This window comes from Microcystis aeruginosa FD4, assembly GCF_009792235.1.
GTDB lineage: Bacteria > Cyanobacteriota > Cyanobacteriia > Cyanobacteriales > Microcystaceae > Microcystis > Microcystis viridis.
The window spans coordinates 3,538,352-3,564,441 of sequence record NZ_CP046973.1; the positions used below are offsets into that span (position 1 = coordinate 3,538,352).

23 protein-coding genes and 2 pseudogenes are annotated in these 26,090 nt (G+C 43.6%); 13 read left to right on the forward strand and 12 right to left on the reverse strand.

Annotation, left to right across the window (positions count from 1 at the left end):
* The first annotated feature begins 1 nt into the window (after position 1).
* A complete protein-coding gene (locus GQR42_RS17725; protein ID WP_158200953.1) occupies positions 2-766 on the forward strand; it encodes a hypothetical protein in 765 nt (254 codons plus the stop codon).
* A gap of 245 nt (positions 767-1,011) precedes the next feature.
* Here the strand turns inward: GQR42_RS17725 and GQR42_RS17730 are convergent, their stop codons facing one another.
* Together GQR42_RS17730 and glcD are read right to left on the reverse strand one after the other, a co-directional pair.
* Positions 1,012-1,869, reverse strand: a complete 858-nt coding sequence (locus GQR42_RS17730; RefSeq protein ID WP_002732125.1) for an IS5-like element ISMae4 family transposase — start codon at positions 1,867-1,869, stop codon at positions 1,012-1,014.
* Between the two features lie 380 nt (positions 1,870-2,249).
* Positions 2,250-3,716: a glycolate oxidase subunit GlcD gene (glcD, locus tag GQR42_RS17735; RefSeq protein ID WP_158200954.1), complete on the reverse strand. Its 1,467-nt coding sequence runs from the start codon at positions 3,714-3,716 to the stop codon at positions 2,250-2,252.
* 149 nt (positions 3,717-3,865) lie between these two features.
* On the opposite strand from glcD, the gene GQR42_RS17740 reads away from it, so the two are divergent.
* Positions 3,866-4,240, forward strand: coding sequence for a hypothetical protein (locus tag GQR42_RS17740; RefSeq protein ID WP_199273206.1), 375 nt, complete (start codon positions 3,866-3,868; stop codon positions 4,238-4,240).
* A gap of 220 nt (positions 4,241-4,460) precedes the next feature.
* On the opposite strand, the gene GQR42_RS17745 is transcribed toward GQR42_RS17740, so the two are convergent.
* From GQR42_RS17745 to GQR42_RS17760, 3 genes are all read right to left on the reverse strand, one after another.
* On the reverse strand, positions 4,461-4,664 hold the full coding sequence (locus tag GQR42_RS17745; protein ID WP_158200955.1) for a hypothetical protein: 204 nt from the start codon (positions 4,662-4,664) through the stop codon (positions 4,461-4,463).
* Positions 4,665-4,971: 307 nt separating this feature from the next.
* Positions 4,972-5,739, reverse strand: a complete 768-nt coding sequence (locus GQR42_RS17755; RefSeq protein ID WP_158200956.1) for an ABC transporter ATP-binding protein — start codon at positions 5,737-5,739, stop codon at positions 4,972-4,974.
* Positions 5,740-5,961: 222 nt separating this feature from the next.
* Positions 5,962-7,320 (reverse strand): serine hydrolase domain-containing protein, encoded by a 1,359-nt coding sequence (locus GQR42_RS17760; RefSeq protein ID WP_158200957.1) that lies wholly within the window; start codon positions 7,318-7,320, stop codon positions 5,962-5,964.
* 155 nt (positions 7,321-7,475) lie between these two features.
* Here GQR42_RS17760 and GQR42_RS17765 point away from each other — a divergent pair, with 155 nt between their 5' ends.
* A complete protein-coding gene (locus tag GQR42_RS17765; protein WP_158200958.1) occupies positions 7,476-8,552 on the forward strand; it encodes an AI-2E family transporter in 1,077 nt (358 codons plus the stop codon).
* Between the two features lie 26 nt (positions 8,553-8,578).
* Here GQR42_RS17765 and GQR42_RS17770 read toward each other — a convergent pair whose 3' ends face one another.
* The gene (locus tag GQR42_RS17770; protein WP_233271060.1) at positions 8,579-8,890 is read right to left on the reverse strand and encodes a hypothetical protein; all 312 of its coding nucleotides are present in this window, start codon (positions 8,888-8,890) and stop codon (positions 8,579-8,581) included.
* 282 nt (positions 8,891-9,172) lie between these two features.
* On the opposite strand from GQR42_RS17770, the gene purH reads away from it, so the two are divergent.
* Positions 9,173-10,708 carry a bifunctional phosphoribosylaminoimidazolecarboxamide formyltransferase/IMP cyclohydrolase gene (gene purH / locus GQR42_RS17775; protein WP_158200959.1) on the forward strand — a complete coding sequence of 512 codons (1,536 nt, stop codon included), beginning with the start codon at positions 9,173-9,175 and terminating at the stop codon, positions 10,706-10,708.
* Between the two features lie 254 nt (positions 10,709-10,962).
* Here the strand turns inward: purH and GQR42_RS30075 are convergent.
* From GQR42_RS30075 to GQR42_RS17795, 5 genes and pseudogenes are all read right to left on the reverse strand, one after another.
* Positions 10,963-11,088: pseudogene (locus GQR42_RS30075) on the reverse strand (NAD(P)/FAD-dependent oxidoreductase); the annotation flags it as partial.
* A 376-nt stretch (positions 11,089-11,464) separates the two neighbouring features.
* A complete protein-coding gene (locus GQR42_RS17780; protein WP_158200960.1) occupies positions 11,465-11,710 on the reverse strand; it encodes a toxin-antitoxin system protein in 246 nt (81 codons plus the stop codon).
* A 76-nt stretch (positions 11,711-11,786) separates the two neighbouring features.
* The gene (locus tag GQR42_RS17785; RefSeq protein ID WP_158200961.1) at positions 11,787-13,049 is read right to left on the reverse strand and encodes an NAD(P)/FAD-dependent oxidoreductase; all 1,263 of its coding nucleotides are present in this window, start codon (positions 13,047-13,049) and stop codon (positions 11,787-11,789) included.
* Complete coding sequence (locus GQR42_RS17790) at positions 13,046-14,005, reverse strand: hypothetical protein (RefSeq protein ID WP_158200962.1); 960 nt, start codon at positions 14,003-14,005, stop codon at positions 13,046-13,048. The genes GQR42_RS17785 and GQR42_RS17790 overlap by 4 nt, the downstream gene beginning before the upstream one ends.
* Positions 14,005-15,465: an MBOAT family O-acyltransferase gene (locus GQR42_RS17795; protein WP_158200963.1), complete on the reverse strand. Its 1,461-nt coding sequence runs from the start codon at positions 15,463-15,465 to the stop codon at positions 14,005-14,007. Before GQR42_RS17795 ends, GQR42_RS17790 begins: the two co-directional genes overlap by 1 nt.
* Positions 15,466-15,627: 162 nt before the next feature.
* On the opposite strand from GQR42_RS17795, the gene GQR42_RS17800 reads away from it, so the two are divergent.
* The 4 genes and pseudogenes from GQR42_RS17800 (at position 15,628) to GQR42_RS17815 (ending at position 20,058) form a co-directional block, all read left to right on the forward strand.
* On the forward strand, positions 15,628-16,599 hold the full coding sequence (locus tag GQR42_RS17800; protein ID WP_158200964.1) for an FkbM family methyltransferase: 972 nt from the start codon (positions 15,628-15,630) through the stop codon (positions 16,597-16,599).
* A 559-nt stretch (positions 16,600-17,158) separates the two neighbouring features.
* Positions 17,159-18,459 (forward strand): annotated as a pseudogene (locus GQR42_RS17805) (RNA-guided endonuclease InsQ/TnpB family protein).
* A gap of 109 nt (positions 18,460-18,568) precedes the next feature.
* Positions 18,569-18,745: a DUF4089 domain-containing protein gene (locus tag GQR42_RS17810; protein WP_158200965.1), complete on the forward strand. Its 177-nt coding sequence runs from the start codon at positions 18,569-18,571 to the stop codon at positions 18,743-18,745.
* A complete protein-coding gene (locus tag GQR42_RS17815) occupies positions 18,742-20,058 on the forward strand; it encodes an AtzE family amidohydrolase (protein ID WP_158200966.1) in 1,317 nt (438 codons plus the stop codon). The genes GQR42_RS17810 and GQR42_RS17815 overlap by 4 nt, the downstream gene beginning before the upstream one ends.
* Here GQR42_RS17815 and GQR42_RS17820 read toward each other — a convergent pair.
* Positions 20,055-21,215, reverse strand: a complete 1,161-nt coding sequence (locus tag GQR42_RS17820) for a glycosyltransferase (RefSeq protein ID WP_158200967.1) — start codon at positions 21,213-21,215, stop codon at positions 20,055-20,057. The two genes, GQR42_RS17815 and GQR42_RS17820, sit on opposite strands and share 4 nt — an antisense overlap.
* 165 nt (positions 21,216-21,380) lie before the next feature.
* Between GQR42_RS17820 and GQR42_RS17825 the strand changes: the two genes are divergently transcribed.
* The 5 genes from GQR42_RS17825 to rodA all read left to right on the forward strand — a co-directional run bounded on the left by GQR42_RS17825 (position 21,381) and on the right by rodA (position 26,053).
* Positions 21,381-22,658 (forward strand): glycosyltransferase, encoded by a 1,278-nt coding sequence (locus GQR42_RS17825; protein WP_158200968.1) that lies wholly within the window; start codon positions 21,381-21,383, stop codon positions 22,656-22,658.
* The gene (locus GQR42_RS17830; protein WP_158200969.1) at positions 22,645-23,436 is read left to right on the forward strand and encodes an MOSC domain-containing protein; all 792 of its coding nucleotides are present in this window, start codon (positions 22,645-22,647) and stop codon (positions 23,434-23,436) included. The genes GQR42_RS17825 and GQR42_RS17830 overlap by 14 nt, the downstream gene beginning before the upstream one ends.
* Positions 23,437-23,442: 6 nt before the next feature.
* A complete protein-coding gene (locus GQR42_RS27880) occupies positions 23,443-23,595 on the forward strand; it encodes a hypothetical protein (RefSeq protein ID WP_199273207.1) in 153 nt (50 codons plus the stop codon).
* Positions 23,596-23,689: 94 nt separating this feature from the next.
* The gene (locus GQR42_RS17835) at positions 23,690-24,751 is read left to right on the forward strand and encodes an Mrp/NBP35 family ATP-binding protein (RefSeq protein WP_158202511.1); all 1,062 of its coding nucleotides are present in this window, start codon (positions 23,690-23,692) and stop codon (positions 24,749-24,751) included.
* A 21-nt stretch (positions 24,752-24,772) separates the two neighbouring features.
* Positions 24,773-26,053: a rod shape-determining protein RodA gene (gene rodA, locus GQR42_RS17840; RefSeq protein ID WP_158200970.1), complete on the forward strand. Its 1,281-nt coding sequence runs from the start codon at positions 24,773-24,775 to the stop codon at positions 26,051-26,053.
* Positions 26,054-26,090: the final 37 nt, after the last annotated feature.

Here is a 26,090-nt window from a genome sequence, read left to right on the forward strand (position 1 = left end):
GATGACTGCCACCAATGACAATAACTCCAATCAACCTCTGGCTAGTTTGCGGGAAATACAAGAACTTTCCATCGCAATTACAGCCAAAAGCCTCAATCCCGCCATGCTAACGGTTGATTTCCTCAAATATTCGGGAATAGTTCCCCCCGACTGGGAATTAAATGGCCAGCCGGTACTCAATCCTAATTACGCTCAAGTTAATTTTCAAAATGGCATCGGCATCGTCGCCCAACCCCGGAAAATTACCTTTGTGGAGATGATTAACTCTCCCGATAGCCTGAACCTGAAACTGCCAGAAATTGTCGGTTTATATCTAGATAAACTCCCTTTGGCCGAATATCAAGCCCTGGGTATCGCCCCGAAAAGTATTGTTCCTCTCCCTAGTAGCCCCGATGCCGCTAAAAAATATATCACCGAAACTCTTCTGGCCCCCGGTTCCTGGCACAACTTCGGTACAGCACCCCTACAAGCCAGCATCAATCTACTTTATCAGTTAGAAACCTCTCAGCTATCCGTGGCGATTAACGAAGCAAAATTGCAATTACCCGATGGCAAAACCCTAGCGGCACTATTATTTGCCGGCAACTTTAACTATAATCTGGCCGAGGGCAGCGATCGATTAAATCTGCTCAAACAATATCTGGGACAATGGCAAAAAGACCTAGAGATTTTCCGAGAATTAGTCACTCAGCGTTTTCTGGAAAGACAAGTGCCAGTTTTCCCCTCTAATATCAATCTGCCCCTAGGACCCCAAGCTGGACTGTAATCAGTAATAGAACTCTTGCAAATTAATTATATGTTATAATAATGGGTTAACTAATTTTCCCCAAAAAATTAGTTAATCAGTACATTCGTCCTGAATGAAAACTTGAAGTTTAACTTTTAACTCAAAACTCTTTAGAGCTGCTTTAATTTGGTTATCAAAACCTCTTTATTTAAGCGGCACAAACTATCTCAATTATAAAAATTGAGAATAAATTATCCTTGACTTGCTTAATCTTTAGGCAACTTTTAAGAAGCTGCTATACCTATCCCTAACTCACAGTTATAAATAGCCGCCAACAAGTTAACTCTTAAACTATATCTTCGACGACGATTCCGATATTTACAGGATAAGATTTTAAAGATTTTGAGTTTCCTATTTATATGTTCAATGATAATCCTTTCTTTGGCTAAAGCCTTGTTATACTCTTTTTCTAACTCTGTTAATTTTCTATTTTTCGATTTCTTTTTCGGTGTATAACTATTACTATGGTATGCAGCTATTCCCTGATAACCACTGTCTTCTATGCTGGTAGTTAAAGGATGAAAACGAACTCGACTTTTTTTAAATAAACTAAAATCATGACCTCTACCTTTCCCACAAAAGACACAGATAATTTCCTCGGTATTTTGATCAGCTACTAATTGGGATTTTAAAGTATGATAACCTCTTTTACCCGAAAAAAAATCTTTCTGTTTCTTTTGGGGGCGTTCAATGGGAGTTTCCGTTACATCCATTACCGTTATGACCGGTATCTCTGCTTGATTGAGTAAAGCTTTTTTTCCTTTTAAACGGAAGTTTCCCGATTGTAAAAGCATTTTTTCCGTCTTATTTACAATCCGACATATAGTTGATTCTGATAGTTCCCAGCTTGTACCAATGTGAAAATATGTTCTATATTCTCGCCAATATTCTAACGTTACTAAAACTTGTTCTTCTATAGATAGTTTAGGTTTCGGTCCCCTTTTAGATGGTGAATTAGAGTCGGCTTCAACACTTTTTACTGATTCTACCATCTTTCTATATGTTTGTTTATACACACCGAAACGGCGTTTGAATTGTTCATCTGATAAGTTTTGATAATCCATAATTTTGCTAATAAACATAGCAAAATTATAGATGATTTCCTGACCTAAGATCACATTTTATTCTTTTTTCCACTTCAATCTAAGAATTGAGAAAAAAGCAAAACCTTACATTATACCATAAAAAAATTATGCAAGAGGTCTAATCAGTCATCAGTAATCAGTCATCAGTAATCAGTAATCAGTCATCAGTCAGAAAAATCATTAAACCTCTTGCATAATTAATTTTTCATGGTTCAAAAACAGCAAAAATAAGGATTAAATGGCATAAAATTTGTAAATAGACGATTTAATTGATTATTATTCATTCTTAATTCTCCTGACTACTGACTACTGGCTACTGACTCCTAACCCTAACAACGATTTTTGATTTCTGCAAGAGGTCTATTACTGCCGATAACCTAAAACACATCCACCCCCGCAAACCCTTGCATTTTGGCATTAGCGGCTTCCCCACAGCTGCGCGGGGTGGGGAATAATTTCCCCGGGTTAGCCAAACCTTTGGGATTAAAGCAATCCCGCACATAGCCCATAGTTTCTAAGTCAATCTCGTTAAACATGGCCGGCATATAACAATTTTTATCGATACCGATACCGTGTTCGCCCGATAAACTGCCGCCAACCCGCACACAAAGTTTGAGAATTTCACCGCCTAATTCCTCCACTTCTTCCCAAGCCCCCTCTACCTTATTATCGTAGAGAATCAACGGGTGTAAATTACCATCTCCGGCGTGGAAAACATTGGCGATTTTATAGCCGTATTTTTCACTTAAAGCCTTAATTTCCTGAAGAACATACACCAATTGAGTGCGGGGAATCACCCCATCTTGCACAAAATAATTAGGGCTAATTTTCCCCGCCGCCGCAAAAGCCGCTTTTCTGCCCTTCCAGAGTTTAAAGCGGGTTTCGGCATCATTAGCCGTGGTGATATTTCTCGCCCCATTTTGACGGCAAATCTCGGCAACCCGATGCTTATTCCTGGTTACTTCTACCCCTAAACCATCCAATTCCACTAATAAAACTGACTCGGCATCCCGGGGATAACAGCCGGTAGCCACCACGTCTTCCACGGCGTTAATACTGAGATTATCCATAATCTCCATCCCCGCCGGAATCATTCCCGATTTAATAATATCCGCCACCGCTTGGCCCGCCGCCTCGATACTGGTAAAATCGGCCAGTAAAACACAGATAGATTCCGGAGTTTTCAGGATTCTTAAGGTGATTTCCGTGGCAATGCCTAAAGTTCCCTCGGAACCCACAAATAAACCGGTTAAATCGTAGCCCGGTTGTTCCGGTACCGCACCCCCCACATCGATAATTGAACCATCGGGAAGGACGATTTTTAAGCCGATAACGTGATTGGTAGTCACACCGTATTTTAAACAGTGAACCCCGCCGGAATTTTCTGCCACATTACCACCGATCGAGCAGATAATTTGACTAGAGGGATCCGGTGCATAATAAAATCCCGCCCCGCTTACTGCTTGCGTTACCCAATTATTAATCACCCCGGGCTGCACCACCACCCTTTGATTATCTAAATCAACCCCCAGAATCTGATTCATCCGCGCCGTGACGATGAGAATCCCCTCTTCTAAGGGTAACGCCCCTCCCGATAAGCCCGTTCCTGCACCCCTCGCTACCCAGGCAATCTCGTTATCGTGACAGAGTTTCACCACCGCCGCAATTTCTGCGGTGCTGCGAGGCAATACCACAAGAGCGGGTCTTTGTCTGTATCCTGTGATACCATCGCACTCGTAGGTTAATAATTCATCTTTGCGACGGATGACTCCATCTTTACCAAGGATCGCTTCTAGCTGTTTGATCAGATTGGGGGAGATTTTCGGGGGATTTTTGAGTAACATAGGTTTCAGGGCGGCGTAGTCGCAATAAAATCGCTCTATGGGTTAAAATATCGCAAAAAAGCCAGAAATGAAGCTTTAAAAACTGCTCTCTCCTATTTTACCACTACAACCCCTTCCTCTGTAGATAGAAACCTGCAAGAGTCCGGATTATGAACATCGAGACCAAGAACGATCTCATAGAAGAAATTCTCGCTGCATGGAAAGACCGAATCGGTGATGACTACCTGGGTTACAGGGGTCATGTCTATCGAATGTTCAATTTCTGTTTGGCCCTCCATTCCTGCACCGAAGAAGAAAAGACCAAGTTGGCGATCGCCGCCTGCTTTCACGATCTAGGTCTTTGGTCGGCTCATACCGTGGACTACATCCCACCTTCGGTGTCTGAAGTAAAGAGGTACTTATCCGAAACTGGGCAACAGGAATGGTCTGAGGAAATTGGACTAATGGTCGAGATGCACCACAAGGTTCGCACCTACAAGACAGACCGCTATCCGCTGGTGGAACTCTTCAGAAGGGGTAGTTGATTTCTCCCTTGGTTTCTTTAAGTTCGGCCTTCCTGGCTCCTATGTGGGCGCAGTCAAAAAGGCCATTCCAAATAACGGATTTCACCACTTTCTCATGAAAGGCGCGCGCCAGTGGTTTGCAAAACATCCCTTCAGTCCACCACCCTTTATGAAGTGGTAATGCGATCGCTGATGGCGTAGGATGGGTTAGCATAGCGTAAACCGTCAAAAACATTGATGATTAAAAGCGATCGCTTTTGGGCATGGTTAAATTTTTCTCAACTTGGCGATCGCTTTTTGGGGTCAATCGACGACCGACGACCGGCTCCCCAAAACAAAAACTTCCTATCTCACCATTGAGATAAGGGACTTGCGTGGGAATAATATCCCAGCTTTGAAAATCGCTCTGTAGAAGAATCAGACCAGCCAGATGGCACAGGATCAAAGCGCAAGCCCCTTATTGGAAGGGGGTTCTCGAAGGCTCTCCCCCTACTTAGGGTGATCAGCAAACCCCCTGCGCGCGGAGGGCGCAAGCTTTGCGCCCCTACAGTAACGGATTTTGTCCACAATGTAGGGGCGAACTGCGTTCGCCCAAAAGGTACATTATCAAAGCGCAAGTCCCTAACTGCTCTATCTAATACTAAATCCGTTGAGTATAGGTAACATATTAGGATAGGCACTCATGCAAGAGGCAAGAGGCAAAAGGGGGAATAGATAATCAGTTTTTAATAACTGGATTTAGGATAAAATCCTTATTCATCCCCTAAATAAGCTTCAATCACCGCAGGATTCTCCCTGACTGTAGCTGGATCTCCCAAAGCGATTAACTTACCGAAATCTAACACCGCCATGCGATCACATAATCCCATCACTAAAGGCACATGATGTTCGATTAACAGGACGGTTAGAGCTAAATTATCGCGAATTTGTCGAATTAGCTGACTTAATGCCCCCTTTTCGCTAGGATTCATCCCGGCTGCCGGTTCATCGAGGAGTAATAACTGGGGTTGCAAAGCTAAAGCGCGGGCAATTTCCAAGCGTCTTTGATCACCATAGGCTAAATTACGGGCTTTCCGATTGCTTTGGTCGGTTAATCCGACTAAATCTAATAATTCCCCTGCTCTTTTGTAGGTTTTTTCCTCCTCCCTTCTCGAAACTGGTAAACCTAAAATTCCTGTCCAGAGATTGGAGCTATTGTGAATGTGACCAGCGATCGCCACATTTTCTAAAGCCGATAATTCACCAAATAAGCGTAAATTCTGGAAAGTACGGGCAATTCCTGCCTGAGCAATCTGATGAGGACGATAGTTGGCCAGACTGCAGCCTTGATAAATTAAATCGCCACTGGATAGGGGAATTAAACCGGTGATCAGATTAAATAAAGTCGTTTTTCCCGCCCCATTGGGTCCAATTAAGCCAAAAATCTCGTTTTTTTGTACCTGAAAGGAAACCCCATCCACAGCGACTAATCCCCCAAATCGACGGGTGGCTCCCCGCACTTCTAATAAATTTGCTTGCATTCTTGTTAATAGGTTAAATTAGTCGATTTTACTCGATCAAGACGATTGCAAGTAAGCATTGCACCGACCAAAAAAATATTTCTCAGGAGATTTACCTTGAAAGAATCAGTTTTAAAGATTTATTGGGCAATTATTTTGATGAGGAAATACTTTACACAATCCTGACTGGATAAACAAGAAGGCTCACCACTACTAGGGAATCAAAATGCGTCTTAGCTTACCCTAGGGCCGATCGAGCTTGATCAGATAATCTGCCACAGCTTGGTAAGCTGGTAGAGTGGTAGGGTCGTTGGCCGCATTACCTGCTACGGGATAGGAAGCAAAACGAGCGATTACCATATCTGCACGGGGATCGATGTAGAGGGATTGACCGTGAACCCCCCGCGCCATAAAAGCACCATTCTCGTTGTGAGTAATCCACCACATACTGCGATAACTCCATCCCTTTAAGGCCGAGTATGACGCTCTCGCAAATACCTGTGGATCTCCCCCCTTGCCAATCTTGCGGATGACTTCTGGCGGCACTACTTGGCGATCACCAACCTTGCCCTCGTCGAGGATCATTTGGCCGAAGCGCGCCAGGTCTCGTAAACCCGCATTTAAGCCGCCACCGGCGAAGGGAGTCCCGATCGAATCTACGGTAAAGTAAGCATCAATATCGGCACCGATTTGACTCCAAATTTTTTCCGAGAGAACTTCCGTCAGTGGTTGCCCCGTGACTCTAGCAATTAACCAACCAAGAACATCAGTATTAATAGTTTTATAGCCAAAACTCTGACCGTGTTCTCCTTTTTTTTGGACAGTTTGCAGGAATTGAAAATAAGTGCTAGGGCCCGTATAACCTTCTGGTTTCGGTAAAGGATTCCCGGCGGCCGCGTGTTGCCAGACCCCTGCCTTGGGATCGGCATAATCTTCACTATAATCTAGGGCAGTGGTCATATCGAGAACTTGACGCACCGTGGCATCGCCAAAGGCACTTTTCGTCAATTCCGGAATATAATCCCTAACCAGTTTATTTTCCTCTAATTTATTTTCGGCCACTAACATTTCTCCCAATAATCCCACAAAGGATTTAGTTAGGGACATGGCCCCATGACGTTCCACCTGGTTCAAACAGCCGAAAAACTTTTCATAAACCATTTGACCATGGTGCATCACCAGGATCCCATCGGTAAAGTTAGCTTCTAGGGATTGTTGCCAAGTCATCTTGTCCTTGGCCCCCCAGGGCAGAAAAGTCACTTGGTCAATATCTGATAATTCTTTTTTCACCAAAGGAACAGCTAGAGATAATCCCCGACTAACGGCTTTAGTGGGCATAAGCTGTTGAAAATGGCAAACACTCCAGCGCATTTGGGGAAATTGAAAATAACTACCGTTAGCAAAACGGATAATTTTATCGGGGGGGGGCGGCGAACCCTGCATCCAGCCTAAAACCCTTGGATCGGAGTTGGCTGCCGTCCAAGTTATCTTAGTCGCTGCCGTGGTTCTTTCCTCTGCGATCGCCTTGAGGGATAGATGCCAGCCGCTTGCTAGTACACAGGCACTAAAAAAAAAGATTAAGAGAATTCTCCGGAGTTTCATGGAAGATCAGGGAGATTAGGAAAACTGACTAGATTTAGTCTGGGGATGAAAAGATAGTGGAAGAGATCAAGACTGACCACTGTAGCCAAATATATAACGAAAAACTGCCATAATTGCAGCAATGTCCTCATCTAGCCAAAAGGCGATCGCTATTGATGAACAATGACGCTAAAATTATCGATCTCGTCATCCGGCTGTTTTTTCTCGGCCTGTTGTTATTTGCTGGTTTTACCCTGCTGCGTCCCTTCCTAACCATGATCCTCTGGGGAGCAATTCTAGCGATCGCTTGGTATCCCCTCTTTCTCTGGTTAAAAAAGTTGCTCGCGGGCCGGACGAAACTGGCCACAGTTCTCCTCACCCTAATTTGTCTAGGGATTATTATCGGTCCGGTGAGTGCCATCGCAGCGGTTCTGGCGGGTAATCTGCGAACGCTGGCCGAATATATCGATACCGGTGCGGCGGTGATTCCCCCTCCCCCCGCCGATGTGGCCACCTGGCCGCTGATCGGCGAAAGGATTGCCAGTCTCTGGCAGCAGGCATCAGATAACACTGGTCAATTTCTTCAACGCTTCGAGCCACAATTAAAAGAATTGGGGAAAATCTCCCTTTCCCTAGCTACCAGCACCGGTCTGACGGTGCTGAAATTTATCGTCTCGATTCTGATTGCGGCGGCACTGACCCTCTCGGCTAAAAATCTGACTCACCTGATGAACCGGTTAGCGGAAAAAATCGCCCCAGGTCGAGGAATTGCGCTGGCCAGTCTTACCGCCTCCACCGTGCGTAATGTTAGCCGCGGTATTATTGGCGTTGCCATTATCCAGAGTCTTTTGATCGGCATCGGTTTAGTGACCGTGGGAACGCCTGCGGCCGGTTTATTAACTTTTCTCGCCCTACTTTTGGGCATTCTCCAAATTGGCCCCGGTTTGATTGTCTTGGGGGCGCTCATTCACGCTTGGGCAACACTACCCTATTCCACCGCCCTCTTGTTTACAATCTGGATGATTCCCGCCACCTTGGTCGATAATTTCCTCAAACCCATCTTAATGGGGCGCGGCCTGCCCATTCCCATGGTGGTGATTCTGCTAGGGGTGTTCGGGGGAGTAATCGCCTACGGGATTATTGGTTTGTTCGTCGGGCCAGTTCTCCTCGGTCTCTGCTACGAGTTAGTCAGAGCTTGGATTGGCGAGGATAGCCCCGAACCAGTGGCCAATAGTCATGATCAGTCAGTCTAAATCTTTCCGGGGAACTTTGAGAGCAGCTAAGGAAAAGAGATTAATTTAGCCACAGTGTCCACGGTTTGCCGGCGACAGGTGCGACCATCGGCCAAGGTTCTTTCACCGTCCATATAAGCCATAACCCCGTTATGATGGGTAGGCCCCAGGGAGATAATCTTGATAATGCCGAGACGACGAGCTTGATTCCAGTAGGACAACCAAGCGATCGGCCAGCGTTCGGGAAAAATCGTCCAGCCGATCGGTTCTACTGTATCCCGTTCACCGACTAAATGATAGAACCGATCCAACTGCAAAAAACCGACATTGCCGCTAAAAACCCCCCCCAGAGAAATCATTTCGGGCGTTGCTGATTTGAGATATGAATCTTCTTGTGTGGGATTTTTAAAACCTAGACCCAAACTAACTTTTGGATGGGTGCAAGGTTGTCATTCATACCTTGATTCAGCAACGCCCATCTTTCCTCTTCTGATCTGACAACGACATTTTTTTCTTGGCATAAGTTGCTATTTAACAGACAAAAATATAGAAGCATCTGATTATTTACCAACCTACTTTTTTTAAATTTTTAACGGGTTAGGACTGAGATATACTGAAATGGTTGCTTATAGATCACTACTATGGGACGTTTAGCGCTGATCAGCGTGACTGACAAAACTGGAATAGTTGACTTTACCCGTCAGCTAACAGAAGAATTTGATTTTGAAATTATTAGCAGTGGAGGAACCGCCAAAACACTGCAATCGGCGGGAATTCCCGTGATTAAAGTGGGAGAATATACAGGATCTCCTGAAATCTTGGGCGGAAGGGTGAAAACTCTCCATCCTCGCATCCATGGCGGTATTTTGGCTAGAAGGGATTGGCAGTCAGATTTAGCGGAAATGGCGGCTAATCAAATTCGTCCCTTTGATTTGGTGGTGGTTAATCTCTATCCCTTTGAACAGACGATCGCTAATCCTGATGTTACCACTGCTCAGGCGATCGAACAAATCGATATTGGTGGTCCGGCGATGTTACGCGCCGCAGCTAAAAATTTCGCCCATTTGACTGTCATCAGTAACCCCAAGTATTACGAGCAGTATTTAAGCCAATTACGGCAAAATAACGGCGAAATCTCCCGAGAATTCCGTCAAAAAATGGCGGGGGAAACCTTCGCTTTAACCAATGCCTACGATGGTGCGATCGCATCCTATTTCGCCAGCTTAAACGGAGAAACGACGCGCTTTAATTTGGCGGGAAATGCCCTACAAACCCTGCGTTACGGCGAAAATCCCCACCAAAGTGCCACTTGGTATGGCAGCGGTACAATGGCTCACGGTTGGGGAAAAGCGACCTTATTACAGGGAAAAGAACTAAGTTATAACAATTTAGTCGATTTGGAAGCAGCCCGCCGTTTAATCGCCGAATTCGGCAGGGAAGAACCGGCCGCCGCTATCTTGAAACACACTAATCCCTGTGGGGTGGCGATCGGTGATAGTTTGGTAGAAGCTTATACTAAAGCTTTTAATGCCGATTCTACCTCCGCTTTTGGGGGTATTGTTGCCCTAAATCAAGCCATAGATGAAGCAACCGCTAAAGAATTAACGAAAACCTTCCTAGAATGCGTGGTTGCCCCCGATTGTAGCCCGGTCGCCCGGGATATTCTGGCTAAAAAGTCAAAAGTAAGGATTTTAACCCTACCAGATTTAAGTCAGGGGGAAAAACAAACGGTAAAAGTTATCGCCGGCGGTTTTCTAGTGCAAGCATCGGATGACGTGATAGAAACCCCGGACGAGTGGCGCGTGGTGACGGAAAAACAACCCACCCCTGCACAATTAGCGGAATTACTGTTTGCTTGGAAAGTCTCTAAGCACGTTAAATCTAACGCTATTGTGGTGACGAAAAATCAAACTACTTTAGGTGTTGGTGCGGGGCAAATGAATCGCGTTGGTTCGGTAAAAATTGCCCTTGAACAAGCAGGAAAAGCAGCCAAAGGGGGCTATTTAGCTAGTGATGGTTTTTTCCCTTTTGATGATTCTGTTCGCACGGCGGCCCAGTTTGGTATCGAGGCAATTGTTCAACCCGGAGGTTCTTTAAAAGATCAGGATTCAATTAAAGCCGCTAATGAGTTAGGTTTAATTATGGTTTTGACGGGAATTCGTCATTTCTTGCATTAATACAAGGTTAGGGTGTTTCTCATCAAGATGAAGTGTAACCTAAAAAGAGGGCGAATGCAATTCGCCCCTACAATAGATATTCTTGCGCCAATGGTAGGGGCGCAACGCTTGCGCCCATAATGTAATATTGTGAACATTTTTTACCCAATATCCAAGATAGCCTTCAGAGACTTAAGGTTTTTAAGAATCTCTGGGATTGCTTGCCAAGGTGCTGCCATACTTTTGAGAAAGGTTTTCATGGATTTTAACTACAATTAACGAGTATTTTTGGATTCAATCGGTTGCTTAGATAATACCTGTGAATAACGGAGTCGGAGAAGAATTTTTTTTGCCCAATGTTGAAACACTTTCAACTGATGGCGTTTGCTGGGTAAACGTAGCCGATCTTGTAGGGTGCGTTCCCTAATCTGGCTCCTACTGCTCCACCGATCGATTTTTGGGAACGCACCATGCACATTGATTGAAGCTGTGAGTTTAGGGACTTGCGTAGGAATAATATCCCAGCTTTGAAAATCGCTCTGTAGAAGAACCAGACCAGCCAGATGGCAGATTATCAAAGCGCAAGTCCCTAACATCTCGAAGGCTCTCCCCCTACTTAGGGTGATCAGCAAACCCCCTCCGCGCGGAGGGCGCAAGCTTTGCGCCCCTACAGTAACGGATTTTGTCCACAATGTAGGGGCGAACTGCGTTCGCCCAAAAGGTACATTATCAAAGCGCAAGTCCCTAGCCATATTTCTCCTCTGGTAATTTTTGCCACTACCCTTCTACTCCATCAGCGAGAGTTTGCCCCCATGTCTGCCTTTCAGAAATTTCCTCTTGCCATAAAGTCTCATTCTTCCCTAAGGCGGCGAAGGCTTCATTCGCTTGAACTAGAAAAACATATCTGCGATAATTTTCGATGGCTTTGTCTAATACTGTTGGGAGCGTATCCCCAGAGGAGTCAACAAGTGCTAACAGCGTTTTGTGGGCAGCCTCACTAATACTAATTTTTAATTCAGGCATACTTTTCTCTCGTAGCTTGTGTAGGGCTATTGTAGCCAATTGTGTAAGGACTAACAACCTGGTTGGAACTGATTATTTATTCTCCCTTTTGCCTTTTTCCTCTCCTGATATGTAGCCTATACTCAACGGATTTAGTATTAGATAACACCTGTGAATAACGGAGTCGGAGAAGAATTTTTTTTGCCCAATGTTGAAACACTTTCAATTGATGGCGTTTGCTGGGTAAACGCAGTATATAGACAAATCGACGCATTATATCGGCTAATCTACCAGTAATATTAATGCCAAAACTGGAGACAAGGGCTGATTGTTTACCCAGGGTTAACATATCTCCTAAATGCAGATAATAATAGGGTTGGGGCGATTTTTTTCTGATCACTGCCGAGATATTTTTGGCTACTACACTGGCTGCTTGATAGGCTGCCTGTGCTGTGGCAGGAATTACCTGTTTATTAGGATAAATTTCGGCTATATCCCCAACGGCAAAAACTTCGGTATAGTCCAATAATTGTAAACTGGAACGGGTTAATAATTTGCCTTGTGCTGTTTTCTGACAATCTAAATTATTGATCCAATCCTGTGCTTGGGTTCCTGCTGTCCACAATAATAAATCAATGGAGATGAATTCATTTGTATTATCTTTAAATACGGTTATGGAATTAGCGGTAACTTCCTTTAATCCCGTGTTTAAATAGATACTAACATTCTTGGCTAAAAGGGAACGATAGGAAGCAACACGCACGGATTTAGGGAAGTTTTGCAGTATTTCCTCGTTCCTTTCCACTAGGTGAACTTTGCCTTTTTTTCCTAAACGATCAGCCACCTTACAGGCTAATTCTACCCCATTGGGACCGCCGCCAATAATTGCTAAATTAATTGAGGATTTTCCTTGAGTTTCTAAGTCATGAATTGCCGTTTGTAATCTTTCCACATCCTCTAAACTCCGAAAAGTTAGCCCATAATCAGCTAACCCCGGTATAGCCGGCCAACGATTGCGAACTCCCACCGCTAAAACGAGGTAATCGTAAGCTAAAATTTCCTCATTTTCTAAATATACTTGACGATTATTTAAGTCAATATTACTGGCTTTTTGAGTTTTTAAATTAACCTGAGTTCCTGTTAATAATTGACGGTAGGAGGGGGCAATTTCCCAGCGTTGCAATTCTCCTGTAATCAGTTCATAGAGAAGGGGAGTAAAGAGAAAATGTTCTTTTGGTTCGACTAAAGTTATTTGCCATTGACCCGATTTTACTGCTGTTAATCGACTCAAATCGAGTGCCGTGTATAAACCACCAAAACCACCTCCCAGAATGCAAATCTTAGTTATAGGTTTATTCATGGATTTTTGTTCTCAGTTGTGTTTAAGAGGGGTTTCAGTTCCGAAACTAATTGTTCTGAACGAATAATTCTCGCCGGGGGCAAAAGATGATAGTGAGTGTCAGCAAAAATAGTAGAATCGGTCTTAATATTCAAGTCTTTTGGGTCGTAAATTGTTGGCACAACCCGACTTAATTCTTCAGCCGACTTGCGAATATTAGCAACGGTTTTACCATCATTTTTAGCATAAACCCAGGGCAAAGAAACCACTAAAGTCGCACCTTTTGCTTCTAAATCTTTCTTGAGCTTTTCAATAGCTTTAATCGAGTGAGCAGAGGCAGGAGTATCAAAGGTCATTTGCCACCATTTCCCTGTTCTTTCCTTAACTATAGTCGGATCACCTGTATTAGTAATTGGATCGGAAAGATAACCCGTCATTCTGCCTTTAGTGAATAAATCAACCATCGATTTAGTAACTGGACGCATCCCCGGAATACCTAATAACCAAGTATCCTCGATCATGGTTTTTAAAGGTATCTCACCTAACCCCGGTTTGCCAATAGCGACGCTAAAAGGTGCGGATCCCCAAAGTCCTTCGCCGCGATTAAAACCGTCCTCATCCATGAGCATGAGATATTCAGGAATCAGCAGAATGACATCCCCTTGGCGTGCTTTTTCGAGAATCATAGCGGCAATGACATTTAACCCGATGTCCCCCTGTAAACCGAAGTTAACCACGGGCATTCCCAATTCTTTGGCCATTAATTCCGAATTTATGCTATAATGCGCCCCCGATCCCGCCGTGACGATTAAACGCCGCGGTCCTTCGACCCTAGCAGCGATCGCAGATTTTTCTTCGTACATCATCCGCAACCAGCTTAATTCGCCGCCGTAGATGACATTGTAAACAAAGCCGAGGGACCAAGCGACTCCCAGAGAAGCTAACCAGGGGAAAATGTTGAAGGATTTAGTATTCATCAGAATTCAAAGTAAATAAAGTCACCGGTATTAGTGGAAGCGAGGAGAATAGTTAAACCTAGCAATATTTTAGACAGCCAAGGGGATAACAATAGTTCATATTCAAACTTTTTCTGGGCAATAGCCAGATGTTCGAGGATTAAAACAATGATACCAAGAACTAAAGCGACGCTTAAAACTGCTCCTTGATTAAGACTATAGGAACTAAAAATTTCCCCGATATTAGCCAGGGAATAATTGAAAGGATTGGCAATAACCAGCATTTTGCCGATTAATCTTCTGGTGTTAATCTCCATGAAAAAGAGACAGCCAAAAATGACAGCCAATTGCGTTAAGGCCCAGGAGACAATTTGCGGCTGAGAAACGTATTTCCCGACGAAAGCATAGAAAGGTCGGCCTAGATAACGCAGTAATAATAATAATGCTCCGTGGTAAGCACCCCAAAAGATAAAATTCCAAGCTGCACCGTGCCAGAAACCTGAAAGAGTAAAGGTGATAAATAGATAAAAAGGCGCCCAATTTTTATTGGAACCCATCAGGGGTAAAAACACATAATCCCGAAACCAGGTGCTAAGGGTAATATGCCAACGTCGCCAAAATTCGTTAATACTTTGGGATGTGTAGGGAGCTAAAAAGTTTAATTCCAATCTAATGCCGACAAAATAGGCTAAACCAACAGCAATAAAGCTATAACCGCCGAAGTCAAAATAGATTCTCAGGGTGAATAAAAAGGCCTCAAACCAGATATACCAAGCATTGTCAATCATCTTATCTAATTCGATGTAGGGAGCAAGGTTATCGGCGAGGACAAATTTCATAAATAAACCGAGGGAAAGCCAACGCAAACCCTTCTCGAAGTTTTCTCCTGTAAATTTGAGACGAAAGGATTCAATTTGTGGTAATAAATCCCGGCGACGCTCGATCGGACCTGCGACAATTTGCGGGAAAAAGGAGATAAAATTGACATAATCGAGGACGGCTAGGGGTTTCTTTTTCTTTTCCCGTAGGGAGTCCACCACGAAAGCCACCATCTGGAAGGTATAAAAGGATACCCCCGGCGGTATTTGGGTAGGCACGGGGATTGGGGAAAGTTCCTTCCAGTTAGGGGGGAGAGAAACGAACAATCCGATGACTTCCTGGACAAAAAAGCCGAAATACTTGAAGTAGGCGAGGACAAGAATATCGATGACGATAACGATAGTAGCGAGGAGATTCGCCTTCCAGCCGCTCATTTTCAGCACTAGCCAGACCATAATGTAGTTAAAGGCTAGGGAGACGATGAAAACGAGGAAACTGGTGCGACTGGCGTAATAAAACAGGATTAGGGACAGCGCCGCTAATCCGACCCCATCAAAAACACCTCGCCAGAGATTGAAGGACTTCGCTATATAGCGTGCCGTTAAGAAAGGAACGCTAAAAAGGATTAATATCCACCAAAATATAAAATCAGAGTAATTCAAGGCGTGTTAACTCCTGATGGTCTGTGTTACCTTGTTTGAGATGGGTTTCCTCACTTCTGATGCTCAGAGACGAGGGATTTTCTTGACAAGCCTATCAAACTTTGTCAAACTTGTCCATAAAATTACCTTCATCCATCCTAAAAAATCGAGGCTAGACAAGCAATGCTTTATCAAAAACTGTTAGATGCACATAAACGCTATCGACAATTTAAGACTTACCCCCATATTGCCGATCAATATTGGTCTAGTCAATTGGCAGAGCATAATATTAGTCCTAATTATGTGGAATATGATGCTAAATCTGGTCAACTTTTCTATAAACCTTTAGGTGTCAGTTTAAGCAAAAATAAGCAAGATTTCCTCTTGGGTAGTAAAGTTTTTAACAAAGCTAACGCCTTAAAGTCTCTGGCTGATTGTAAATTTTACATCGATGAGCAACAGGAATTAATTATCGAGATCGATGGAGTTAAGTTAATTATCGAGACGGGACAGGATTTAGATATCGCTCATGAAATTTTCCTTTTAGGTGTCTATAATTTCCTCTATGATCAGCCCTGTGTAGCGATCGATATTGGTATGAATACTGGTTTTGCTAGTCTCTTTTTTGCCAATCGAGCTAATGTGAAAGCTGTCTATAGTTACGAACCTTTTAAGGCTACCTACGACCAAGCTTTAAGAAATTTTGCCCTCAATCCTAATCTAGCGGAGAAGATTAAAGCTTTTGATTATGGAGTCGGCGCTCGTGATGAAATTATTCAAGTAGAGTACGATTACACCGTGAAAGGTAGTGTTGGTATTTCTGGTATTGACAACCAATTAAAACCTTTTGCCTCGAAACAACCCGCTACAGCCGATTTAATTCTTAAACCTTTCACCGATGTGTTCAAAGGTATTACCTCTGATTATCCCGATAGCGATATTGTTGCCAAGATTGATTGTGAAGGTTCCGAATACGAAATCCTCGATTCTTTAGCGGCAACTGGTCAATTAGGACAGATTAAAATTATCATGATGGAATGGCATAAAAAGGGTCCCGATGCTTTAGTTAAGCATCTGCAAGACTTCGGTTTTATCATCTTCTCCCGGATGCCTCGCAGTAAAAATGTCGGCACTTTGTACGCAATTAAACCCTAAAGTATAGGAGTGAGGTGATGGGGAAATGGGGAAATGGGGAAATTTCCACTAATACCCCAAAACCCTAACACCCTAAAACCCCAACACTTTCGCGCCTGATAACTGATTCCCAGCTGACGGAGTAGTGGCTGATAGCTAAAATTAACGGTTCTTCCGAACTTACACTGTAGAAAATTCCTCAAGCTCCCTCTCTGCCCTGCAATGCTCTAAAGTTGATAAATATCAATTTAACAAAAACTCAAAGCCTTAGTATACAAGCTTTACAAGCATGAGTTATTGATAGTTTTACATGACAGATTCGGTAGAGCCGTATTTACGGGAGATTTTCTCTTATCAGTTATCAGTTATCAGTTATCAGTGGGTAAGTCATCAGTTATCAGATGTGAGTTTTTAAGTGTGCAGTATTAAATAGAAGTTTCCTACTGTCTTTTTAATGTTTAATGTTTACTGATTACTGTTTACTGATCACTGATTATAGATTGTCTTTCTTTTCGTAGATGACTTGACATAATTAGCAGACCTAGTTGCAATAGAATGCAGACACACATATTTTAACTCAATGAAAGCAAGGTATCAATACCGCATTTACCCAACTAACCAACAAAAGAGGCTTTTGTCTCAATTGTTCGGGTGTGTGCGTGTTGTCTGGAACGATACCTTAGCTTACTGCCAAGAACTCTATCAACAAGGAGAGAAAAAGCCAAAATATACAGAGTTGTCCAAAAGACTAACTCAAATTAAAAAGACAACAGAAAAAGTCTGGCTGACTGAGGTTTCTTCTATTCCTTTACAACAGTCTTTGAGAGATTTAGAGACAGCCTATTCTAACTTTTTGGCATCTTGTAAGGGAGAAAGAAAAGGAAAGAAAGTAAAACCTCCTAAGTTTAAAAAACGTAAATCTAAACAATCAGCAAGATTTACCGATAATGGCTTTATCGTCAATCAACACCACGTTACTTTAGCAAAAATCGGTGATTTAAAAGTCGTTTGGAGTCGTCCATTATCAGTTATCAGTTATCAGTTATCAGTTATCAGTTATCAGTTATCAGGTTTGAGTTTTCCGTTAGTAGTTATCAGTTAGTAGTTATCAGTTATCAGTTATCAGGTTTGAGTTTTCCGTTAGTATTATCAAGTGGCAAGTTCGGAGCTTTCTTTTCACTGATTACTGGTTACTGATTACTGACTAGGGATTGCTACTTTTGCCACATTAGACACAGGAGAAAAAATAGATGCACCAAAACCTTTAAAAAGACGATTAAAACGGCTTAAAAAAGCACAGAGAAACCTTTCTAGAAAACAGAAGGGAAGTAACCGACGGGAAAAAGCCAGAAAACGAGTAGCTAAAATCCACGCAAAGATTAAGGACACTCGCACTGATTTCTTGCATAAACTATCCACTAGAATTGTTCGTGAAAATCAAACGATAATTTTAGAGGATTTAAACACATCGGGAATGGTTAAAAATCGGAAGTTATCCCGTGCCATATCAGACTTAGGATGGCGTTATTTTCGAGATATGCTATCGGCAAAATCTGATAAATATGGGCGTGATTTTCGGATAATTTCTCGATGTAAACGTCTCAGAGATGTTCCTGTTGTGGGAATATTGGCGGGAAAAAGGCGTTAAATATCCGCGAGTGGGAATGTCTTTTCTGTGGGACTTTCCATGATAGGGATGTAAACGCCGCAATTAATATCAAGGTCGCCGGTGGGCAATCGGAGACCACAAAAAACGGACGGGTCGGAAAACGTAAGACTTCTGTTAAAGAAGCAGTATCCTGGGTCGCGTCAACCCAGCCGAAGATCATTCAATTAAGCTTGTTTGATCTGCCGGTCATCACCGTCCGGCCCCGGCGGTGAGGATGTCAAATCCTAGCAATTTTCAAAGCTTAACTAGGTGGCGATTTTATTCCTGAGCGCTGCTTTCAAGCAACTCTTTATCTCCTTCCCCCCAGCCTGAACAAAATCTATGAATAACCCGGAAGAATATATTATAATCATGGCGAAAATCCTTGATTTAACCATTCCCGATCGCTATTTAAATTCTGTGGTTGAAAACTGGCAACGCTTGCAAGAAATCGCCAGTTTAGTGACAGAATTTCCCTTAGAGGATGACGGGGAAAGCGCCCTCAGCTTTGAACCATGACTATTTCTGTGAGCAATTTAGCTCGATCGATCCAAAATCGTCAAACTAGAGCCTTAGAAGTTATTAGCCAGACTTTGGCGGTGATAGAGGCGAAAAATCGCCATTTAAATTGTTTTACCGACATTTTACACCCTAGGGCGCTCGCTCAAGCCCAAAAAATCGATCAAGCGATCGCTAATGGGGAATCCGTCGGTGTCTTAGCAGGAGTCCCCTTCGCCGTCAAAAATCTCTTTGATATCGAGGGTATTGTCACTTTAGCCGGTTCCAAAATCAATCGGGATAATCCCCCAGCAAGACAGGATGCGAGCGCTATTCAAACCCTAGAAGCGGCCGGGGCAGTTTTGGTGGGGGCGACCAATATGGATGAGTACGCCTACGGTTTTGTCACCGAAAATGCCCATTATGGGGCCACTCCCAACCCCCGCGATCCTAGTCGCATATCGGGGGGATCCTCCGGCGGTTCCGCCGCTGCCGTTGCCGCTAATTTAGTGCCTCTCGCCCTCGGTTCTGATACTAATGGTTCGGTGAGGGTTCCCGCCGCTTGCTGTGGCGTGGTGGGGCTAAAACCCACCTTTGGGCGCGTATCCCGTCAGGGACTATTTTTGTTCGTTAGTAGTTTGGATCATCTGGGATTTTTTAGCGGCAATGTGGCGGATATGGCGGCTATTTGGAGTCTTTTTGCCAAAAATAACCTTAAAGCCCCTTTTAATGGCTTAGAGGGCGTAAAAATAGCCCTTGCCGACGATTATTTTCAGCAGGGAGCCGAACCAGAAGTAATCGAGGCGGTGACAGCGATCGCCGAACGTTTAGGAGTGACCAAAAAAATCACCATTCCCGAAACCGCCCGCGCCAGGGCAGCCGCCTATATAATTACCGCTGCAGAAGGAGCAAATTGGCATTTACCGCGTTTACAGGCCAGATTAGAGGATTTTGACCCCGCAACCCGGGATCGCTTCTTGGCAGGGGCATTAATTCCCTCTAGCTGGTATTTACAGGCTCAACGTTTTCGCCGTTGGTATCGCGATCGTCTGCGAGAGATTTTCACCGAAGTCGATATTATTCTCACCCCGACGATTCCCTGTATTGCGCCGCCGTTAGGAGTAGAAAAAATGATTATTGACGGGCAAGAGCTATTAATTAGACCTAATTTAGGTAGATTCACCCAACCTTTTTCTTTTATCGGTTTACCTGCCCTTTCTTTGCCGATTAAACGTCCATCCCAACTACCTTTAGGTTTGCAAATCATCGCTGCCCCCGATCGCGAAGACTTAATCCTAAGCGTAGCCAGGGTTTTAGAGGAAATGCTTGCCTAAGAATCCGCTTCAATCACATCTAACCAAGCGGCGGCTGATCGCTCCCAGGTGTCAGTTAGGGCAATTTGACGACATCTTTCGCGCTCTTGGGCTAAAAGCTGGGGATTTTTCAGTAATTCGACAATTTTCCAGGCTATAGCTTCCTGAGTAGCCGGATCGGTTACTTCCCCCGGTACTTTCACACAGTAGTCTTTTTCTCGAAAAACGGCAAAATCCGTCACCACTGGCAGAGAGCCCACCACTGCCGACTCGCGCACGGAAATACAATCGATCTCACGATAGGTGCAACCGTAGTAATGAATAGCAGAGCGCGCTTTTTCCTCGATTAGTTGACGATAACCGATCATTCCGCGATCAACTACCCCCGCACTAGCTTTAATCAAAGCGATTAAATTATCGCGCCATTGCCTGCGATCGCCAATGCCATCCCGTTTAGTAAAACCATAGTAGAGGTGTAATTCTGTCTCTGGGATTTCCGCCTTGATAATCGGCCAGCCATACTTTAACATCGACTCTAGGCCGCGATAATAACGAGAGGCATAGACTAGACGATAGGGAAGATAGTCACTTTCCGGCACTGTCTCACTTACAGCCAAAAGGGAAGTATCGATACCATTAGGAACAATCGGACATTGATGATCGGCACAGAAATCCAGTAAATCCCGTTGATATTGGCTTTTACAGAAAATTTTGTCATATCTAGCCAAAATTTCGGGGGTATAGGAGGCTGCCGGCACTTTAATATCTTGCCAATCAAAAAAAATTCGTTCTGCCTTGGTACCAGGACGGCAATAGGTGGGATGACGAGAGATCACCAATGTCTCAAAGTGATCTTGCCAATTCATGTGGTAATAATTAACATAGCGAATACCGTCCTGTTCCCCTTCCATACCCTCACAATTGCCAAAAATCGTCACTTTATAGCCGCATTTCGTCCATTCTTGCGCTAAAAAAGCCACCGATGCCTGGGTGCCACTGGCCCCCCGTTGCCAAATTTCCGCCGGAAGCATGGGACGATATTTTTCTGTGTAAATAACGATCGATTTTTTCGGCCAACGACGGGTACTCAAACGCTGTTTAATTTTAAATAGGGAAGGTGCGCTGGCTCGTAGCCATTGTTTGAGATTAGATTGTAGGGATGGAGTAGCTTGTGACACTCTTTTTCTCCAAGATCGAGGGAAAATAGGGGCGATGGGTGATAGAGTCTTAGTTGCTTGAATTTAACTCGATTTATCGACTCAGTAAAACAATTCGAGCCTATCATATAATGGGTTCATGTCAAAAATCAATCTTTTTATTGCCAGCTATCGACAAGGAAATCTATGAAAATTGTCATCCCGATCGTGTTTTATCGCAAAGGAGGAGTAGAAAGAGTCATTATCTCTTTAATACCTAGCTTATTAGAATACGTCGAACAAATTATTATCGTACTTCCCCGTAATGATATTGAATATTTTAAGTCTTTAATGCCCGATTCCGATAAAATTATCTACGAAAATTTTGATTTTTATACTCAGAGTTTTGAGACGAAACTAATCTATTTTTATGGTCTTCTTGCGAATTTTTATAAAACCCTAAGACTGACTTCTATTCATCGTCTTTTCTCTCGTAGAATTGAACTTTTACGCATCGAGACAAGAATTAATCAGATTATCAAGCGTTACCAAGCTGATCATTGTTTGTATGGGATGACTAATCGGATTTCTCCTCCTAATGTCAAGGTTACTTTAAGTGGCATTATTTATGATGTCTTTTGGCAATTTGCTCCCTTAACCTACTCAGAATCCTATCAAGAACCCTACAATGAAGTCTTAAAAGAATGGTTAGATCGGGCCGATCTACTCTTCACAATTTCCCAAAAAACTAAAGACGATGTTTTAAAAGTTTTTCCCAATGCTACCTATGCTAGTAAGTTAAAAGCTGTACCCTTAGCAGGACTTATCGAGCAGTCTAATCCCAAGAGTGATTTAGTCAAAAGTGAGCTAGTTAATTTTTATTTTCCCTCCTCCTTTGGTATCTACAAAGATCATCTGACTTTGCTCAAAGCAGCCATTAAACTAGCGAAACAAGGTTTAAAATTTCAAATAGTTTTTATCGGTAAAGAAACCGATAATCTAGTTAGTGGAAATCTGCAATTATCTCAACAATCCAAAACCCAAGAATACCAAGACTATCTCGCCGAATGTACCCAACTTTATCAGGAAAATAAAGAAATTTTCGAGAGTCATATCAAGGGATTAGGTTATCAAGACTATGAAACCTTACAATTTTATTATCAAACCTGTTCCTGTGTGGTATTTCCCTCAAAATACGAAGGTTTTGGATTGGCAATAGCGGAAGCAATTTTACAAGGTATTCCCGTTATCGCTTCCGATTTAGAAGTGTTTCAAGAACAGGTAGAATTATATAATTGTCCCGAAAGAGTGCAATTCTATCCTAGGGGAGATGCGGACAGTTTAGCCAACTGTTTAGAACAATTTATCCTCAATCCAATTCCTCGCTTGTTACCCGAAGATATTCCCAATAAAATTAATCTCTGGACTTGGGAAGATGTGGCGAAAAAATATGTAGAACTACTGAAAGAAAATGCAGGTTACTGATCTTTATATCTACCCGATTAAATCCTGTCGAGGTATTCAATTATCCCAAGCTGAAGTGACTCCTAAAGGTTTACTCTGGGATCGGGAAATGATGTTAGTGGATGGCAAGGGTAAATTTATCACCCAAAGAGAATATCCGCAATTAGCCACCGTTTCTGTCACCATAACAGAGGATAACTTTTCTCTGAAAACATCTCAATATTCCCTGACTTTCCAGCCTAATTTCACAGGAGAAAAAAGAGCGGTTCAAATCTGGGAATCTCAAACCATAGCCATCGATCAAGGGAATGAAATTGCCGAATGGTTTGAGAAAATTCTGGACATTCCCTGTCGTTTATTGCGACAATCTCCCGATTATCCACGTCCCGCGAATCCTCGCTATGCAGGGAATGATCATACTCCCGTCAGCTTTGCCGATGGTTATCCAATTTTATTGACTAATACTGCTTCTTTAGCGGACTTAAATCAGCGTTTAGTCGCACCAGTGCCGATGAATCGTTTTCGGCCTAATATTGTTATTAGTAGCGATCGAGCTTTTAGCGAAAGTAGTTGGCAAAAGATCACAATTGGAGAGATAAATTATGTTCTGGTTAAACCCTGTAGTCGCTGTATTATCACCACCACCGATCAAGAAACAGGTAGGAGAAATTCCCAGATGGAACCCCTAAAAACCTTAAGCACTTTTCGCAGTTTCCCCGGGGGCATCATGTTCGGAGAAAATGTCATCCCAGAAAAGACAGGTACAATTAAAGTCGGCGATCCTATTACCGTAATCTAGAGATATATGGGGAAATGGGGGAATGGGGAAGTGGGGGAATGGGGAAGTGGGGGAATGGGGAGGTGGGGAATGGGGAGGTGGGGAATGGGGGAATGGGGGAATGGGGAAATGGGGGAATGGGGAAATGGGGGAATTTCAACTAAAACCCTAACACCCTAACACCCTAAAACCCCAACACCATCCAACACCCAACCCCCCACAAGGTTAAGATAAATAACCATAAGAACAATACTTGACTAGAGACACTGAAACCATGCCCCTTGATACCGCATCGATTTTAGAAGTATTACGTCCCGTTCAAGATCCAGAACTGCAAAAAAGCTTAGTGGAATTGAACATGATCCGCAATGTGGCGATCGATGGCGGAAAAGTTAGCTTTACCCTAGTTTTGACCACTCCTGCCTGTCCTTTACGCGAATTTATCGTGGAAGACTGCCAAAAAGCCGTTAAACAGCTGCCCGGGGTGGAAAGTGTCGCTGTGGCAGTAACTGCCGAAACCCCGCAACAAAAAGCTTTACCCGATCGCCAAGGTGTGGAGGGGGTTAAAAATATTATCGCTGTTTCCAGTGGTAAGGGCGGTGTGGGAAAAAGTACCGTGGCTGTCAATATCGCCGTCGCCTTGGCTCATTTAGGGGCAAAAGTGGGGCTATTAGACGCGGACATCTACGGCCCCAACGCCCCGACAATGTTGGGCTTAAATGACGCACAAGTGACCGTACAGGGCGCAAATGGCGAGATATTGGAACCCGCTTTCAACCATGGCATCAAAATGGTTTCCATGGGCTTTTTAATTAACCCCGATCAACCGGTAATCTGGCGCGGTCCGATGTTAAACGGCATTATCCGTCAGTTTCTCTATCAAGTCAACTGGGGCAATTTAGACTATTTAATCGTCGATATGCCTCCCGGTACCGGGGATGCACAATTAACTTTAATTCAATCGGTCCCCCTCGCCGGTGCGGTGATTGTTACCACTCCCCAGACGGTTTCTTTAATTGATGCGCGCCGGGGTTTAAAAATGTTCCAACAGCTAGGGGCGCGGGTTTTGGGTATCGTGGAAAATATGAGTTATTTTATCCCCCCCGATCAGCCCGATCGCTCCTATGATCTATTTGGGTCCGGTGGTGGGGAAAAAACCTCGCAAGAATTGGGCATTCCTTTACTGGGATGTGTGCCTCTGGAAATATCCCTCCGGGAAGGTGGTGATACTGGTGTACCAGTAGTCTTGGGGCAACCAGAATCGGCCTCAGCTAAAGCCTTGATAGCGATCGCTCGTCAGGTGGCGGCGAAAGTATCCGTAGCAGCCTATAGTTAGTCAGTAAATGTGGGGAGAGAAATGGTGAGAAGACAGTCCCTTGTTAGTAGGAAACTAAGCGGTTTTAGTGAGCAGTTTAGCTTTATTTTCCGGGATATAGCCCAAATTGATTGGCTTTTGTTCGTTTTGGTGACGGGTTTAACCGTTTTCGGTGGTTTAATGATTCGTAGTGCCGAAAGACATACCACTGCTCTCGACTGGTGGCAACACTGGTTATTCGGATGCGTGGGAGTGGCGATCGCTTTATTGCTGGCCCGTTGTCGTTACGAAAGTCTGCTGAAATGGCACTGGTTAACCTATCTTCTCACCAATCTCTCCCTAATTGCGGTAATTGTCCTAGGGGTGACGGCGAATGGGGCGCAAAGTTGGATTAATATCGGCAGTTTTAACGTGCAACCGTCGGAATTTGCCAAGGTAGGTTTAATTATCACCCTGGCAGCCCTCCTACATCATCGTCCCGCCGATAATCTTTTTGCGATCGCTCGTGTATTTGCCGTCACTGCCGTACCCTGGGTATTAATTATGGCGCAGCCGGACCTGGGAACGGGATTAGTCTTTGGTGCAATTACCCTAGGCATGATTTACTGGGCTAATGCGAAACTGCCTTGGATGATTATCCTCTTATCTCCCCTCGCATCGGTTTTTCTGTTTAATTTACTTTTTCCTGCTTGGATTGTTTTAGCAATTATCATCGCTGTACTTGCTTGGTTTACCCTTCCCTACCGTTTTTTATCTACTTTCCTCGTGGTGGCAACTAATCTGGTAGTGGGTAAATTGGGCGAGGTTTTTTGGGGTTTATTAAAAGAATATCAAAAAGATCGTTTAACCCTATTTCTTGACCCAGAAAAGAATCCTTTGGGGGGAGGTTATCAATTAATTCAATCCCGCATTGCCATCGGATCTGGAGAATTATTGGGACGGGGATTACACCAAGGCACCCAAACCCAATTAAATTTTATTCCTGAACAACACACCGATTTTATCTTCACCGTAGTCGGGGAAGAATTTGGTTTTGTTGGCAGTATTCTAGTTTTAATAGCTTTCTGGTTGGTTTGTTGGCGTTTGTTAGTCATTGCTAATACTGCTAAAGAAAACTTTGGTTCTTTAATAGCGATCGGTGTTCTCTCGATGATCGCTTTTCAGGCAATTCTTAATATTAGCATGACCGTGGGATTAGCCCCGATTACAGGGATTCCTTTACCCTGGTTAAGTTATGGACGTTCATCTTTATTAACCAATTTTATCGCCTTGGGTTTAGTGGAATCCGTGGCTAATTATCGCCCCCGTAAGCGTTTGTACTAAGTAGTCGTGCAAAATTAGAAATCCTCAATGCTCAGGA